This window comes from Anoxybacillus sp. LAT27, assembly GCF_022030075.1.
Lineage (GTDB): Bacteria > Bacillota > Bacilli > Bacillales > Anoxybacillaceae > Anoxybacillus > Anoxybacillus kestanbolensis.
This window is the reverse complement of the sequence record NZ_JAIWYK010000074.1, coordinates 19,325-34,044: the sequence shown is the minus strand read 5'-3', so window position 1 is coordinate 34,044 and position 14,720 is coordinate 19,325. Positions and strand designations below refer to the sequence as shown.

General features: G+C 42.1%; 11 protein-coding genes. 7 read left to right on the top strand and 4 right to left on the bottom strand.

The window, feature by feature from the left end; all coding sequences use genetic code 11:
* Window positions 1-78 precede the first annotated feature (78 nt).
* A complete protein-coding gene (gene copZ, locus LD028_RS07595) occupies window positions 79-282 on the top strand; it encodes a copper chaperone CopZ (protein ID WP_237810815.1) in 204 nt (67 codons plus the stop codon).
* A gap of 40 nt (window positions 283-322) precedes the next feature.
* Here the strand turns inward: copZ and LD028_RS07590 are convergent, their stop codons facing one another.
* Entirely contained in the window at window positions 323-1,870 is a 1,548-nt protein-coding gene (locus tag LD028_RS07590; RefSeq protein ID WP_237811450.1) for a multicopper oxidase family protein, read from the bottom strand.
* Between the two features lie 196 nt (window positions 1,871-2,066).
* Between LD028_RS07590 and LD028_RS07585 the strand changes: the two genes are divergently transcribed.
* Window positions 2,067-2,477 carry a protease complex subunit PrcB family protein gene (locus tag LD028_RS07585; RefSeq protein ID WP_237811449.1) on the top strand — a complete coding sequence of 137 codons (411 nt, stop codon included), beginning with the start codon at window positions 2,067-2,069 and terminating at the stop codon, window positions 2,475-2,477.
* A gap of 21 nt (window positions 2,478-2,498) precedes the next feature.
* On the opposite strand, the gene LD028_RS07580 is transcribed toward LD028_RS07585, so the two are convergent.
* Window positions 2,499-3,968, bottom strand: coding sequence for a phytoene desaturase family protein (locus tag LD028_RS07580; RefSeq protein ID WP_237811448.1), 1,470 nt, complete (start codon window positions 3,966-3,968; stop codon window positions 2,499-2,501).
* A 78-nt stretch (window positions 3,969-4,046) separates the two neighbouring features.
* On the opposite strand from LD028_RS07580, the gene LD028_RS07575 reads away from it, so the two are divergent.
* From LD028_RS07575 to LD028_RS07565, 3 genes are all read left to right on the top strand, one after another.
* Window positions 4,047-5,453, top strand: coding sequence for a cryptochrome/photolyase family protein (locus LD028_RS07575; protein ID WP_237811447.1), 1,407 nt, complete (start codon window positions 4,047-4,049; stop codon window positions 5,451-5,453).
* Between the two features lie 149 nt (window positions 5,454-5,602).
* On the top strand, window positions 5,603-7,042 hold the full coding sequence (locus LD028_RS07570; RefSeq protein ID WP_237811446.1) for an aldehyde dehydrogenase family protein: 1,440 nt from the start codon (window positions 5,603-5,605) through the stop codon (window positions 7,040-7,042).
* Window positions 7,043-7,102: 60 nt separating this feature from the next.
* Entirely contained in the window at window positions 7,103-8,026 is a 924-nt protein-coding gene (locus tag LD028_RS07565; protein ID WP_237811445.1) for an AEC family transporter, read from the top strand.
* 53 nt (window positions 8,027-8,079) lie between these two features.
* Here the strand turns inward: LD028_RS07565 and LD028_RS07560 are convergent, their stop codons facing one another.
* Entirely contained in the window at window positions 8,080-8,541 is a 462-nt protein-coding gene (locus tag LD028_RS07560; RefSeq protein WP_237811444.1) for a GyrI-like domain-containing protein, read from the bottom strand.
* A 115-nt stretch (window positions 8,542-8,656) separates the two neighbouring features.
* Here LD028_RS07560 and LD028_RS07555 point away from each other — a divergent pair, with 115 nt between their 5' ends.
* Window positions 8,657-9,043, top strand: coding sequence for a GtrA family protein (locus LD028_RS07555; RefSeq protein ID WP_237811443.1), 387 nt, complete (start codon window positions 8,657-8,659; stop codon window positions 9,041-9,043).
* A gap of 89 nt (window positions 9,044-9,132) precedes the next feature.
* Here the strand turns inward: LD028_RS07555 and gltC are convergent, their stop codons facing one another.
* Window positions 9,133-10,032, bottom strand: a complete 900-nt coding sequence (gene gltC, locus LD028_RS07550; RefSeq protein WP_035046365.1) for a glutamate biosynthesis transcriptional regulator GltC — start codon at window positions 10,030-10,032, stop codon at window positions 9,133-9,135.
* Between the two features lie 119 nt (window positions 10,033-10,151).
* Here gltC and gltB point away from each other — a divergent pair, with 119 nt between their 5' ends.
* Window positions 10,152-14,696, top strand: a complete 4,545-nt coding sequence (gltB, locus tag LD028_RS07545) for a glutamate synthase large subunit (RefSeq protein WP_237810527.1) — start codon at window positions 10,152-10,154, stop codon at window positions 14,694-14,696.
* Window positions 14,697-14,720: the final 24 nt, after the last annotated feature.

Here is a 14,720-nt window from a genome sequence, read left to right as displayed (position 1 = left end):
GTCGAAAAAATTTTTTTGGCACCCCTATGATGCCAAGAAACCTTGATATATCAACATTTCTAGAGGGAGGAATGGATGATGACGATTACATTACAAGTACAAGGAATGACATGCGGACATTGCAAAGCGGCGGTGACAAATGCACTTCAAACGTTAGATGGCGTCAGCCGTGTAGAAGTGCATTTGCAAGAAGGTACGGTCGATGTCGAGTATGATGAAACAAAGGTCAGCGTAGAAAAACTGAAAGAAGCGATTGAAGAGCAAGGATATGATGTGAAGTAAGGGAGAAAGGGTGCCCACACAATGTTGGACACCCTCTTTCTTATTCCCCTTTATTCGTTGTGTTATTCGGATCTGGGGTATAGTCCGATTTGTAATCGGTATATTTTACTTCTGTGACCATTCCGGCTGAAGCGTGATGCAAGTCATGGCAATGGAACATCCAATTTCCCGGATTATCTGCTTGAAATGCAACGACATATTCTTCACCAGGGTTTACATTTAACGAATCCTTAATCAATGGAGCGCCTGTGACTGGCTTCCCGTTTTTGCTTAATACTTGGAAGAAATGTCCGTGTAAATGCATCGGATGGACATCCATCGGTGAATTGTTTACTATTTTTACTTTTACTAAATCTCCTTTTTTCACGTTAATCGGCGCTGTGTCAGGATACGTTTTTCCATTAATCGTGAAAATCATGCCATTTTTGCCCATGGCGGTTCCTAAATCCATCGTGTACTCGACATCATATTTTTTGTCTAACGTAAATGGACCTGTCTCATATTTTCCGTATGTTGTCATATCCACGACAGGGAGGTTTTCTTTTGCGTTCGCTTTGTCCGTATTGTTTGCTTGTCCTTCGTATTGAATTTTCACTTTCATTCCATCGGTACCTTTCATATTTCCGTGACATTCTAATAACCATTCACCCGGGTTATTGGCGATAAACTCAATGTCGTAGCGTTCACCTGGAGCGATATTCAACAGTTCATCTTTGATTGGTTGCGGGTTCTTTAACGGTTGGCCGTCTGTTGCGACAATTTTAAACGCATGTCCATGCAAATGAAGCTTGTGGGACATATATCCTGCATTGACAAGACGAAGCCGCACTTTTTCGCCTTTTTTCACTTTTAACGGTTGGACAGTAGCTCCGCTTTTTCCGTTAATCGTGAAAATATCGTACATATTCATGTTATGTCCCATGCTGCTCATATCCATATTGCTATGATCCATGCCACTCATATTCATGTTCATATTGCTGTCGGCGTTCGGGTCGCTCATCCATTCATCGAATACAAGCGTGTAGTCGCGATCGACTTTTTCTTCCTTTTTCGGTTCTACGATGAGAGTGCCGTATAACCCTTTATCCACTTGCTCGGCGCTTTTTTGATGGGAATGATACCAATAAGTTCCAGGTGCAGTTGCTGTAAATTCATACGTAAACGTTTCACCCGGTTTAATGGCGTCCATCGTGACACCCGGTACTCCATCTTGGTTATTTGGAACAGGATAGCCGTGCCAGTGAATCGTAACCGGTTCTGGCAATTCATTTTTTAAAACAACTTTCACCTTATCTCCTTGCTTTACGCGGATTTGCGCACCGGGTACCGATCCATTATACGTGTATACTGGGAGTTTGACTTGATCGTTGATTTGTAATAACGCTTCCTTCGCAGTAAGGTTAATTTCTTTCCCAGACAACACTTCTGTATCGGTTGCTAAAGATAATTGCTGCTTACTGGATTCGTTAGAAATACTTTCTTTTTTCATATTCATGTTGGACATGTCATGTCCTTGCATCGGATTAGAGCAAGCTGCACTCAGCGCAATGACTCCTACCAATACGGTTCCTAACCATAATTTCTTCATCACGTTTTCCCCCATAAAATTTTGATGTAACATCATGATAAAAAATGAATGTGCAAAATTTATGGAGGAAATTCAGTAGTTGGTGAAGAGAAAAATGTGTAATATGAGTATTGTACATGTGACTGATAAGAATGGTGAAGGTTATGTTCATAAATTCTCCACAATTTTGTGTTTTACTAAAAAGGAGGACATGAAAATGAAAAAATGGATGATTATGGTTATGAGTTTTTTTCTTTCTGCTTGTCATGTATCGAAAGCAGAAAAACAAGAGGCGTATAAAGAAGGAGATCACATCGCATACGAAGTGATTACAGTTGAACAGCTTCCACAGCATATGAAAGCATTGTATGAAAAACAGCATAAACAATTTCAAACGTACACCGTTAAACAAGATGATGTCACGTATGCGATTATTCATCTCGGGGAAAGAAAAACAGGTGGATATGGGGTTGAAGTGATTGAGGTCCGATATAAAAAAGGCAAAGCAATTGTCTATTATAAAGAACAAAAGCCAGCACCAGATGCAATCGTCACACAAGCGTTAACGTATCCGAAAGTCGCTATCAAAATAAAAACAACGATTCCGATTGAAATAAAGAAAAAATAGCTCTATGTTTCGTGCATAGAGCTATTTGTCTGCGGTAATCGCATCCGCTACAATCCATCCTGATAATGCGCAACCGAGCGAGCCTGCACCTGGAAATACAGTATCGCCGCAAAGCCAAAGTCCTTCGACATTCGTTTGCGGTGCATACGTAGACAATAAACTGAAGACACCGTTTGGAATATATCCTCCTACTTTTCCGAACGCCCGATGAGTAAAGCGAGCAAATGTCACAGGTGTGCCGACTAATTGAACATGTATATTCGTTAATGGGAATGTTTTATTTACACGTTGCAATATTTGTTCTGTAAGCCTCTTTTTCTGTTCATCATACGCCTTGCGCTCCCACCAACGAAGCGGGTCGGTATGCGTCGAAATCGTGATGGAACGTTTCCCAACAGGTGCCATTTGTCGATCGAACGGTGCGGAAGCGGACAATAAAAATTGATTTCCTTCACTCATCGGTTTTGTTCGATCGACGATAAATTGGTGGTATAGGCTATCTGTCTGAAAGTTGTCGTCTACTCCTATGTAAATTGTAAACGCTCCCCAAGCCGGGCGCTTTTTTTCTTTTTCTTCACGAATCGAAAATGTACGTTTAATAGAATCATCTAAAATGGCAAAAATACTATGGATAGAGCCGTTAAATACAACATGTTTCGCTTCATATGTTTGTTTTCGGTTTGTCGTCACAAGCCAATGGCGCTCTTTGCGAATAGAAATGACTTTTTCACGCATCTGTAGCTCTCCGCCAAGTTGTTTGTAACGTTCTGCAAGTGCATGAACAACAGTAGCAAGCCCTCCCTCCACGTAAAACGCTCCACGATGAAAGATGCTTAAGGCAACGGCACCAAGCAAAGCGGGACAACGTTCAACCGTTGTTTGTACACTATCAACGAGTTGGCCGTTTAAAAAGGCAATGAATGTCTCGTCACGAATGCCATAATGTTCGAGACGTTTCGCAATCGATTGAAATAAAAATGGTGTGGCGCGCAATAATTTTCGATCAGCTTTTTGTAGCGCTTCGAATATATGTTTCATTGTTTTTGGTGGGATCATCGGTCGTTCGTATACAAAAGAAAGTAGTGCGTCCGCCAGAGAAAACATTTCTTCAAAAAAGTGGACGATGGCTGCGCTATCTTTTGGGAATTGTTGTGCAATTTCTTCAAACCAACGTTCTTTTTGCTGGTAATAACGAATCGTCCGATCGGGAAAATGTACGTCCATAATTGTATCTAATAAATGAACAGGAAGAGGAGATATGTCGAGTTCATGAAACAACTTTGAAAATACACCGTTTTCTTCAAAGCCCATCCCAAGCGTTGCTCCTGCTTGAAAACGAAACGACTGTCGTTCAAATTTTCCTGCACATCCGCCGAGTTCGTTTGCAGCTTCAAATGTCAAGGTGCGATATCCTTTTTTCGCAAGAAGCGCACTTGCTGTTATTCCTCCAAATCCTGTTCCAATGATAATGACATCGTACAATATAGTCACCTTCTTTTTTTTATTTTTATTTTATTATACAATTATTAAACAAATGTTGTACAATAAGAACGTGTAAAAGATGAAAGGATGGGATATATGCATACAGCAGTTGTTTGGTTTCGCCGAGATTTTCGTCTGCACGATCATACAGCGCTCGTTCATGCGCTTCATTGGGCGAAAGAAAGACAAGGAAAGCTTCTTTTTTTCTTTCACTTCGATTCTCATTTCGCAAAAGAACGAACGTACCATCATGAATATTTTTTTCAAACCGTTGAGCAATTTCGGCAAATGTTGCGTCATCTATATGGGATACATGTGCACATTTTGCATGGAGATATTGACGATGTGTTTGTTCGACTAATCAGCCGTACACACATGAACGCCATCTTTTTTAATAAAGACGAGGTTGGGCGTGGGAAAGAGCGGGATGATTATGTCCGCACGTTTTTGCAGAAATATGGGGTTGACGTATATGCATATGATGATGCACATTTGCACGGGGCATTTGAGGTACTAAAAGCAGACGGAACGCCTTATAAAGTATATACACCATATTACCGCGCATGGCGGAAACGTCCGAAGCGGTTTCCGAGTTCCGTTGACATGGCGCTACTACGTGAACATATGTTGCATATGACACCGATTTCTGAAGATGACGAGCGGGCGTTTACGATGTGGCTTTCGCAATGTACAAAACGTTGGGAACGTACGAGCGAACAAGATGCACTTATCGCTCTACAACATTTTATTGAAACAGTTCTTCCGCATTATGATAAAAAACGCGATATTCCAAGTGCTATGGGAACGAGTCGCTTATCCCCACATTTAAAAACAGGGACGATTTCGATTCGCACCGTTTTTCATGTAGTTACTCAACAATTTGGAAACGGCTATGATGAAGCGGTAGAAACGTACATAAAAGAGCTAGCGTGGCGCGATTTTTATCATATGATTTATGCACATTTTCCTTTTACAAAAACGGAAGCGTTCATTGAAAAGTATCGTCATCTCCCTTGGTTGCGTGATCGCGAGCGGTTTGAAGCTTGGAAAGAAGGAAAAACAGGCTTTCCAATCGTTGATGCAGGGATGCGCCAATTGAAAGCAGAAGGATGGATCCATAATCGTCTTCGCATGATTGTTGCCTCGTTTTTAACAAAAGATTATTTGATCGATTGGCGCATGGGCGAGCAATATTTTCAGCATATGTTAATCGACTATGATGAAGCATCAAATATCGGAGGATGGCAATGGGCCGCTTCTGTCGGGACAGATGCTGTGCCGTATTTTCGCGTCTTTAACCCGATTGAACAATCGAAAAAGTTTGATCCGGATGGCACGTATATTCGCACGTATGTACAAGAACTTGCTTCTTTCCCTTCGGCACATATTCATGAGCCATGGAAAAGCAACATCAAAACCGACTATCCTGCACCAACAGTAGACCATTCATTGCAACGTCAACGTGCGATTGCGTTGTTTCGGATGAATGAGTGAGTATAAAAGCCTGCTTGATGAAGTGGGCTTTTATCTTTTTCGTCATTAGTCAATCAATTTTGTGAAGGATTATAAAACAAGAAAAAAGAATAGAAATAACTATCATCGATGTCGGACGTATGTCATCAAAAGGAATGGAGGAAAATAGGATGAGAACAGCAATCGAAAGAAAAAAGCTTTATATTAACGGCGAATGGGTTGAAGCAGAGATGTATACTAAGCTTTTATCCCCGTATTCTAGTGAAGTGTTAGCGGAGATTCCGCTCGCGACAGAACGTGATGTCAAGCAGGCGATTGCGGCTGCGGATGAAGCGCGGCAAGTGATGGCGAAAATGCCGGCACACGAGCGGGCGGCGATTTTAGAGAAAGTGGTAGCTTTATTGCAACAATGCGCAAACGAAGCGGCTACGATCATTGCGAAAGAAGCCGCAAAACCGATCACGACCGCCAAAGCGGAAGTAGCGCGCACGATTCAAACGTATAAATTTGCGGCGGAAGAGGCGAAGCGAATTCATGGGGAGACGATTCCCCTTGATGCCGCACCAGGCGGAGAACATCGCGTCGCTTTTACGGTCAGAGAACCGATTGGAGTGGTTGGAGCGATTACGCCGTTTAATTTTCCGATGAATTTAGTAGCACATAAGCTAGGTCCTGCGATTGCATCAGGGAACACGGTCGTGTTGAAACCTGCAAGCCAAACGCCGCTTTCTGCCTACTTTATTGCCGAATTATTTGAGCAGGCAGGACTGCCAAACGGAGCGCTTAATGTCGTGACGGGGAGCGGAAAAACAGTTGGTGATCAAATTGTGACAGATTCACGTGTTCGCATGATCACATTTACAGGAAGCCCTGAAGTAGGGATTGCTATTCGTAACAAAGCTGGCTTAAAACGAGTGACGCTAGAATTAGGATCAAACTCAGCGGTCATTATTGATGAACAAGTGGACATTGACCGCATCATCCCACGGTGCATCGTCGGTGCGTTTTCGTTCCAAGGGCAAGTGTGTATTTCGTTGCAACGTATTTACGTACATGAAAAACGATATAAAGAATTCGTCGAAAAGTTTGTGGCAGCGGTGAAGCAGTTGAAAGTTGGTGACCCGCTTGATCCGAAGACAGACGTTTCTGCTCTTATTTCTGAAAAAGATGTGGAGCGTTCGTTACAATGGATCGAGGAAGCGAAACAAGGGGGCGCTACCGTTGCAGTTGGTGGGGAGAGACAAGGAAATATTTTGTTGCCAACGGTCATTCTAGATGCGGCGCCAACGATGAAAGTATCGTGCCAAGAAGTATTTGCGCCAATTGTTTTGATTAATCAAGTGTCTTCCGTCGACGAAGCGATTGATCTTGTCAACGATTCACGCTACGGCCTGCAAGCCGGCATCTATACAGACAACGTTCATACTGCTTGGGAAGCAGCGGAGAAACTGCATGTCGGAGGGGTGATTATTAACGATATTCCAACGTTTCGTGTCGATCATATGCCGTATGGTGGGGTAAAAGAAAGCGGATTTGGGCGCGAAGGTATTCGATATGCAATCGAAGAAATGACAGAATTAAAGCTGATTATTTTTAATCGGAATCGGTAATGTTTTACCCGTACTATCAGATGGTGGTACGGGGTTTCCCGTCGAAAAGGGGTGTTTTTCTTGACCATTTTCATCCACATAGTTGTTGACGTCATTTTACCGTTGTTTTTGTTGATTGGAGCAGGGGTGTATTTGCATCGGTTATTTCATTTCGATATGAATACGTTGTCAAAAATAACGACATATTTTTTGCTTCCGGCAGTTGGATTTGTAAACGTTTATGAGAGCGACATAACAAGTGATGTGTTGTTGAACATCCTCTTTTTTCTCGTTCTACAAAATGGGACGCTTATTATGATTAGTGCGATGATGGCAAGATGGCTAAAGCTTGATCGAAGTTTAGGGGCAACGTTTCAAAACACGATTGTCCTTAACAATTCAGGAAATTTCGGCATTCCAGTAAGCCAACTTGTGTTCCGGCACGAGCCGCTAGGTTTGTCGATCCAAATTGTCGTAACGATTTTTCAAAACTTTTTAACGAATACGTATGGATTGTTTCAGTTTATTTCGGCAAGTAAAAATAAAGGGAAAATGACTCGTGAATTTTTAAAAAATCCAATTATTTACGCACTTATTCTCGGTGTGATGTTTCGATTCGCTCATATTCCAATACCATCGTTTATTTGGCAGCCGCTTGAACGTGTAGCCGATGCTTTTTTAGCGATTGCTTTGCTGACGTTAGGTGCTCAACTCGCTTATATGAATATGAAACGGCTTCCTCGGCTTATGTTTATAACGATTGGTAGTCGACTTATTTTATCTCCTTTGATCGCTTTTTTGATCGTTTCACTTTTACATATCAAAGGGACAACAGCTCAAGCACTACTCATTGCGAGTGCATACCCTTGTTCGCGAAACACAGCGTTGTATGCATTAGAATATAATCATCATCCAGAGTATGCTGCCCAGGCTGTATTTTTATCTACGTTACTCAGTCCACTGACGGTATCGGGTGTCATCGGGCTTGCCCGTGTTTGTTTTTAACTTGCATGCCAAAGGAGTGCGCTGCTCTCGCTCCTTTGGCTATGTTTGTTCGGTTATTTACGTATAATGGGAACCCATAATTCATTTTCAGGACGGTGATCCGGCGCATAATAACATTCAATACACGGAGCATCAGCAAGTTCATATTGAGAAAAAGGAAGCCATTCATATAATTGATTCCACGCCTCAGTTACGTTTGAAATCACCACCCACGTGTCATGTTTGATCGTCATATATTGCATATCGCTCGGAACTTCCCCATCATAACGTATTCCCATAAAATAAGTAAACTGTTCGTCTGTTATTTTAGCTTCTTCCCCACAAACACCCAACAGCCCTTCAAGTGTGCATTTTGGATGCTCCCATGAGAGATCGATCAGTTTTTGCATAAATCCATCTTGTTCGGCATGAGCCCAAAGTGAAGGAATCATTTGGAATGCTTCGTCTGTTTTCACGCGGTACCCTTTTCCTACAATGGTTAATTCAAATGGAATCGTCTCAATTTTGTGCTCCATGTTTGATAGCTCCTTTTATTTATATGGATATTTTTGTATGAGTTGAAATTCCTCACCTTTTTATATTAACATAAAAATCCAATATGAATTTGTAAATTTTTTAAGAAGGTGTTGCATGACATTGAATAACATTGTTACGTTGTTTCGTTTTATTGTTGTTGGAGTGAGTAATACATTTGTGGATTTTTTGTTATTTTTCTCCCTCATAGCACTTCATGTGCCATATATGTGGGCACAAATGTTTGGCTATAGTGCAGGTGTGATCAATAGCTACATATGGAATCGGGCGTGGACGTTTCGATCAGTAGGAGGGGGGAAAAAACAATTCGTTCGTTTTCTTGCCGTAAACCTTTGTTCTCTCATCGTGACGATCATGATGCTACACGGTTTCAGAGAAATGTTTCCAATTGTTTTAAACAAAATGATAGCGACGATAAGCGGAATGGCGATCAACTGGATCGGAAGTCGTATGTGGGTATTTTCTACAAAAAGTGTGTCGTAAAGATAAACTTTTAGGTTACGTAGTTGGAGTTGTCGGCATCGATTTGTCTATGTAGTCACACAGTAAGCCAGTTGCGCTTATCAGCTGGCTTACTGGTATTGATTTAACGTAGCAAAAAATTGTTTTACGAACTGATAAAATACGTTGACAGAAGGTGCAAGGTCATATTTTGGTAAAATGATTCCGACGTTGCGACGAACGAGCGGAAATTCGATCGGGACTTTCGTTGTATAACGAAGTGTCGTTCCGTAAAATGTACTTTCAGGGAGCAAAGTCACCCCGATTCCTGCTGAGACGAGTCCCTTAATTGCATCTAAATCTTCTCCTTCTGATGAAATGATCGGAGAAAAGCCGGCTTGCTTGCAAGCATCTTCTACTATTTTTCGTAAAATAAATCCTTCTGGAAACATGACAAACGGCTCATGTCGTAATTCACTTAAAGTGATGCTTCGGTTTTGACTAAGTGGGTGATCTGTCGGAATGAGTGCGGCGAACGACTCGGTAAATAAAATATCCCCTTGAATGCCCTTTTCTTCAGTTGGTACAGGACCTAAGAAAGCCACATCAATTTCTCGCCTCTTCACTGCATCAATCAAAAACTTATATGACCCTTGACGCAAATGGAAAGAAATGTGCGGATGTTTTTGTTTAAATGTGGAAATGACCATTGGCATCGTATAGCTTGCGAGACTTGTTGGAAAACCAATTTTAATTGTTCCGCGCTCTGGATCTAAATATTCTTCAATTTGTTGCTTCGCATAGTCAATCGCTTTTAATGCCGATTCAATATGTTGTAAAAAGTGGCGGCCGATCGGTGTTAATTTTACGTTTCTTCCTTCACGTTCGAATAGCTTGACCCCGAGTTCATCCTCTAAATTTGCAATTTGACGACTAACAGCAGATTGAGCGACATGCAACGCTTCAGCAGCTTCTGACACATGCTCCCGTTTGGCAACTTCTGTGAAATAAACTAATTGTCTTAATTCCATTTTTTCCACCTCTTTCTATCGTTCTCGAAATGAGATGAATATTATCTAAATTATATATTGTTTATATAATTATTGAAACCTACAATTATACATACAAGATAACGGAATGGGGGATTCACATGAGAGGACTACCAAAGGCGCAAGGGTTGTACTGTCCACAATTTGAACATGATGCATGTGGGATCGGGTTATACGCCCACTTAAAAGGGGAAGCGTCTCATCATATTGTCAAGCAAGGTCTTCATATGTTGCGTCAATTAGAGCATCGCGGAGGTCAAGGGAGCGACCCGCAAACAGGTGACGGTGCTGGAATCATGGTGCAAATTCCTGATGATTATTTTCGATCCGTTTGTTCGTTTTCACTTCCTGCAAAAGGGCGTTACGGAGTCGGGATGGTCTTCTTTTTTGAGCATGACGAACAAAAGGGGGGCATTTTAGAACAGAAAATCAATGACATCATCTGCGAGGAAGGACAAACGTTGCTCGGATGGCGAGATGTACCTGTTAATGTCGGAAAACTCGGAACATTGGCTAAAAAAAGTCGTCCGTTTATTCGTCAGCTTTTTATCGCAGCGAGCGACGATATAACAGATGAACAACATTTTGAGCGAAAGTTATATGTCATTCGTAAACGAGCAGAAAAGTTAGTAAAAAACAATGAGTACTATTTTGCGAGTTTATCCAGTCGAACGATCGTTTACAAAGGGCTAGTCACCCCTGAGCAACTGGATGCTTTTTATATTGATTTACAAGATGAACGATTTCGCTCCGCGTTTGCGCTCGTTCACTCGCGTTTTAGCACAAACACGTTTCCGAGCTGGGAGAGGGCACATCCGAATCGTTATTTAATTCATAATGGGGAAATTAATACGCTACGAGGCAATATTCATTGGATGATGGCGCGAGAAAAACAATTTTCATCGCCTATGTTTGGTGATGATTTACAAAAAGTACTTCCGATTTTAGATACGAACGGAAGCGATTCTTCCATGCTTGATAATGCGTTTGAGTTTTTTGTGCTAGCTGGAAGGTCGCTCGCTGAAACGGCAATGATGCTCATTCCAGAGCCATGGTATTGGGATGAAGAGATGGATGATGATAAAAAAGCGTTTTATGAATATTATAGTTGTCTTATGGAGCCGTGGGACGGACCAACGGCCATCGTGTTCACGAATGGAAAACAAATTGGAGGGATTTTAGATCGCAACGGCCTTCGTCCAGCACGTTACTATGTGACAAAAGACGACTATATTATTTTTTCATCAGAAGTAGGTGTGATCGATGTAGAGCCGAACAATATTTTATACAAAGAACGATTAAGTCCTGGAAAAATGCTTTTTATTGATTTTGAACAAGGACGCATCGTTTCTGATGAAGAAATAAAAAAACAAATTGCCAATGAACGACCATATCGTCAATGGGTGAATGAACGAATGATTTCTATTGACGAATGTGCCGAAGATGAGCAGGAACAACCGTTTAACAACCTTTTGACGTGGCAAAAAGCGTTTGGATATACGTATGAAGACGTGGAAAAAACAATCATTCCGATGGCAACGGAAGGAAAAGATCCAACAGGGGCGATGGGAAACGATACACCTTTAGCCGTCTTATCAGATCGACCGCAAAGTTTATTCAATTATTTTAAGCAACTATTTGCACAAGTAACAAATCCACCGATTGATGCGATTCGTGAATACATCGTCACATCAACAGTGACGTTGCTTGGAAAAGAAGGAGATTTGTTGAATCCGGATGCATCTTGTGCTCGTCGCATTCGATTAGAGTCACCAATAATCACGAACAAACAATTAAACGCCATTCGAATGAGTCCGTATCGTGAATTTGCTAGTGTGACATTGTCAACGGTTTTTACACATAACTTAAAAGAAGCGTTAGATGAATTATGTCAAGCGGCGGACGAAGCGATTGCTTCTGGTGCAACGTTACTTATTTTATCTGACCGTTGCATAAACGAGCAACGTGTAGCCATTCCGACGCTTCTTGCGGTTAGCGCGGTACATCAACATCTTGTTCGAAAAGGGACACGTACGAAAGTCAGTTTAATTGTGGAAAGTGGAGAAGCGCGTGAGGTGCATCATTTCGCAGCGTTAATCGGATATGGAGCGGATGCGGTCAATCCGTATTTGGCATTTGCGACCATTCGAGAAGCGATTGAAAAAGGAGTGCTTCATTCGACATACGAAAAGGCAGTCGAAACATATAAAAAAGCGGCGACAGATGGCGTTGTGAAAGTGATGTCAAAAATGGGTATTTCAACCGTGCAAAGTTATCGTGGCGCGCAAATTTTTGAAGCGATCGGTATCGGGGATGATGTTATCGATCAATATTTCACTGGAACAGCGTCGCAAATTGGCGGAATCGGTTTGAATGAAATTGCCCAAGAAGCAAAAATGCGCCATATGCAAGCGTTTTTCACGTCTTATGATGAAACATTAGATTCTGGAAGTGAATTGCAATGGCGGAAAAACGGGGAACATCATGCGTTTAATCCGAAAACGATTCATACGTTACAATGGGCATGTCGAAAAAATGACTATGCGCTGTTTAAACAATATTCTGCGATGGCGAATGAAGAGCAGTTTACATTTTTACGTAATTTATTTGAGTTTGACGACACACGTACACCTATTCCGATTGAAGAAGTTGAACCGATAGAGGCGATTGTTCGTCGCTTTAAAACGGGGGCGATGTCGTACGGTTCATTGAGCCAAGAAGCACATGAAGCGCTTGCGATTGCGATGAATCGCATCGGTGGAAAAAGCAATAGTGGAGAAGGTGGTGAAGATCCTAGTCGCTATACAAGAGATGAAAATGGCGATTTCCGTCGCAGTGCAATTAAGCAAATCGCATCTGGCCGTTTCGGAGTGAAAAGCCATTATTTAGTTCATGCCGATGAGCTACAAATTAAAATGGCGCAAGGAGCAAAGCCTGGAGAAGGTGGTCAACTGCCTGCGAATAAAGTATATCCGTGGATCGGAAAAGTGCGTGGGTCTACGCCAGGTGTGGAACTTATTTCGCCACCACCGCATCATGACATTTATTCCATTGAAGATTTAGCACAGCTTATTTATGATTTGAAAAATGCAAATCGCAATGCGCGCATTAGTGTAAAACTCGTTGCAAAATCTGGTGTTGGCACGATCGCTGCAGGTGTGGCTAAAGGCGGGGCAGATGTGATCGTCATTAGCGGATATGACGGAGGGACAGGTGCTTCACCAAAAACAAGCATTAAACATGCGGGGCTTCCGTGGGAACTTGGTTTAGCTGAAACGCATCAAACGCTTATGTTAAATGGGTTGCGTGATCGCGTTGTATTAGAAACAGACGGAAAATTGATGACTGGTCGCGATGTCGTCATGGCGGCGTTATTTGGCGCTGAGGAATTTGGTTTTGCGACCGCTCCACTTATCGTTTTAGGTTGCGTGATGATGCGCGTTTGTCATTTAGACACATGTCCGGTCGGTGTTGCAACACAAAATCCAAAATTGCGGGCAAAATTTACTGGAAAGCCAGAACATATCGTTAATTTCATGTATTTTATTGCCCAAGAGGTACGTGAAATCATGGCGCAACTTGGTTTCCGTACGATCGAGGAAATGGTCGGACGCGTGGACGTATTAAAAATAAGTGAACGGGCAAAACGACATTGGAAAGCGAAACATCTTAAGTTGTCACGTTTGTTGCATCAAGTGGAAGGATCGCGCACGTTTTCTAAACCGCACGATCACCGTCTCGAACAAACGCTTGATTACCAAACGATTTTGCCAGCTGTCCAGCAAGCAATAGAGGAGAAAAAGCCTGTGCAATTGCACGTACGCATTAACAACGTACAGCGAACAGTCGGCACGATAGTAGGTAGCGAAGTATCAAAACGATTTGGTGAAGAAGGTCTTCCAGAAGATACGATTCAACTATATTTTCAAGGCTCAGCGGGGCAAAGCTTCGCAGCGTTCGTGCCAAAAGGAATGACGATGACATTAGTCGGTGATGCGAACGACTATGTTGGCAAAGGTTTATCAGGTGGAAAAGTGATCGTTCGTCCACCACACGAAGCTTCGTTTGCGTGCAGTGATCAAGTCATTATTGGAAATGTTGCATTTTACGGTGCGACAAGTGGAGAAGCGTATATTCGTGGTCGTGCTGGGGAGCGTTTTTGCGTCCGAAATAGTGGCGTTCATGCGGTTGTTGAAGGAGTTGGTGATCACGGCTGTGAGTATATGACAGGAGGACGTGTTGTTATCCTCGGCTCTGTTGGAAAAAATTTTGCTGCGGGCATGTCCGGTGGGATTGCGTACGTACTTGCTGATGATAATACGTGGCAAAAACGTGCCAACCGTGAACTTGTTTTATTTGAATCACTAGTAGATAAAGGAGAAATTCAAGATGTACAACAAATGATTATGAAACATTACGAATATACGGAAAGCCCAAAAGCAGCGTATATACTTGCCAACTGGGATCGTGTTGTAAGAAACGTTGTCAAAGTGATTCCGAAAAACTACAAACTTATGATTGGGACAATTGAAGCGATGAAGCGAAGCGGTATGTCACATGACGAAGCGGTATTTGAAGCGTTTAATACGGTCGTAAACAAAAAAGATGTTGCAGCAGGAAAAACGATTGAAGCGATCGTGAAATAAGCGATCGCTTTTGACGAAGAAAGG

Excerpts from the sequence above, each read along its gene's own strand:
- copZ (WP_237810815.1), top strand. The coding sequence starts at position 79 with ATGACGATTACATTACAAGTACAAGGAATGACATGCGGACATTGCAAA.
- gltC (WP_035046365.1), bottom strand. The coding sequence starts at position 10,032 with ATGGAATTAAGACAATTAGTTTATTTCACAGAAGTTGCCAAACGGGAG.
- LD028_RS07570 (WP_237811446.1), top strand. The coding sequence starts at position 5,603 with ATGAGAACAGCAATCGAAAGAAAAAAGCTTTATATTAACGGCGAATGG.
- LD028_RS07555 (WP_237811443.1), top strand. The coding sequence starts at position 8,657 with ATGACATTGAATAACATTGTTACGTTGTTTCGTTTTATTGTTGTTGGA.
- LD028_RS07560 (WP_237811444.1), bottom strand. The coding sequence starts at position 8,541 with ATGGAGCACAAAATTGAGACGATTCCATTTGAATTAACCATTGTAGGA.
- gltB (WP_237810527.1), top strand. The coding sequence starts at position 10,152 with ATGAGAGGACTACCAAAGGCGCAAGGGTTGTACTGTCCACAATTTGAA.
- LD028_RS07585 (WP_237811449.1), top strand. The coding sequence starts at position 2,067 with ATGAAAAAATGGATGATTATGGTTATGAGTTTTTTTCTTTCTGCTTGT.
- LD028_RS07575 (WP_237811447.1), top strand. The coding sequence starts at position 4,047 with ATGGGATATATGCATACAGCAGTTGTTTGGTTTCGCCGAGATTTTCGT.
- LD028_RS07590 (WP_237811450.1), bottom strand. The coding sequence starts at position 1,870 with ATGAAGAAATTATGGTTAGGAACCGTATTGGTAGGAGTCATTGCGCTG.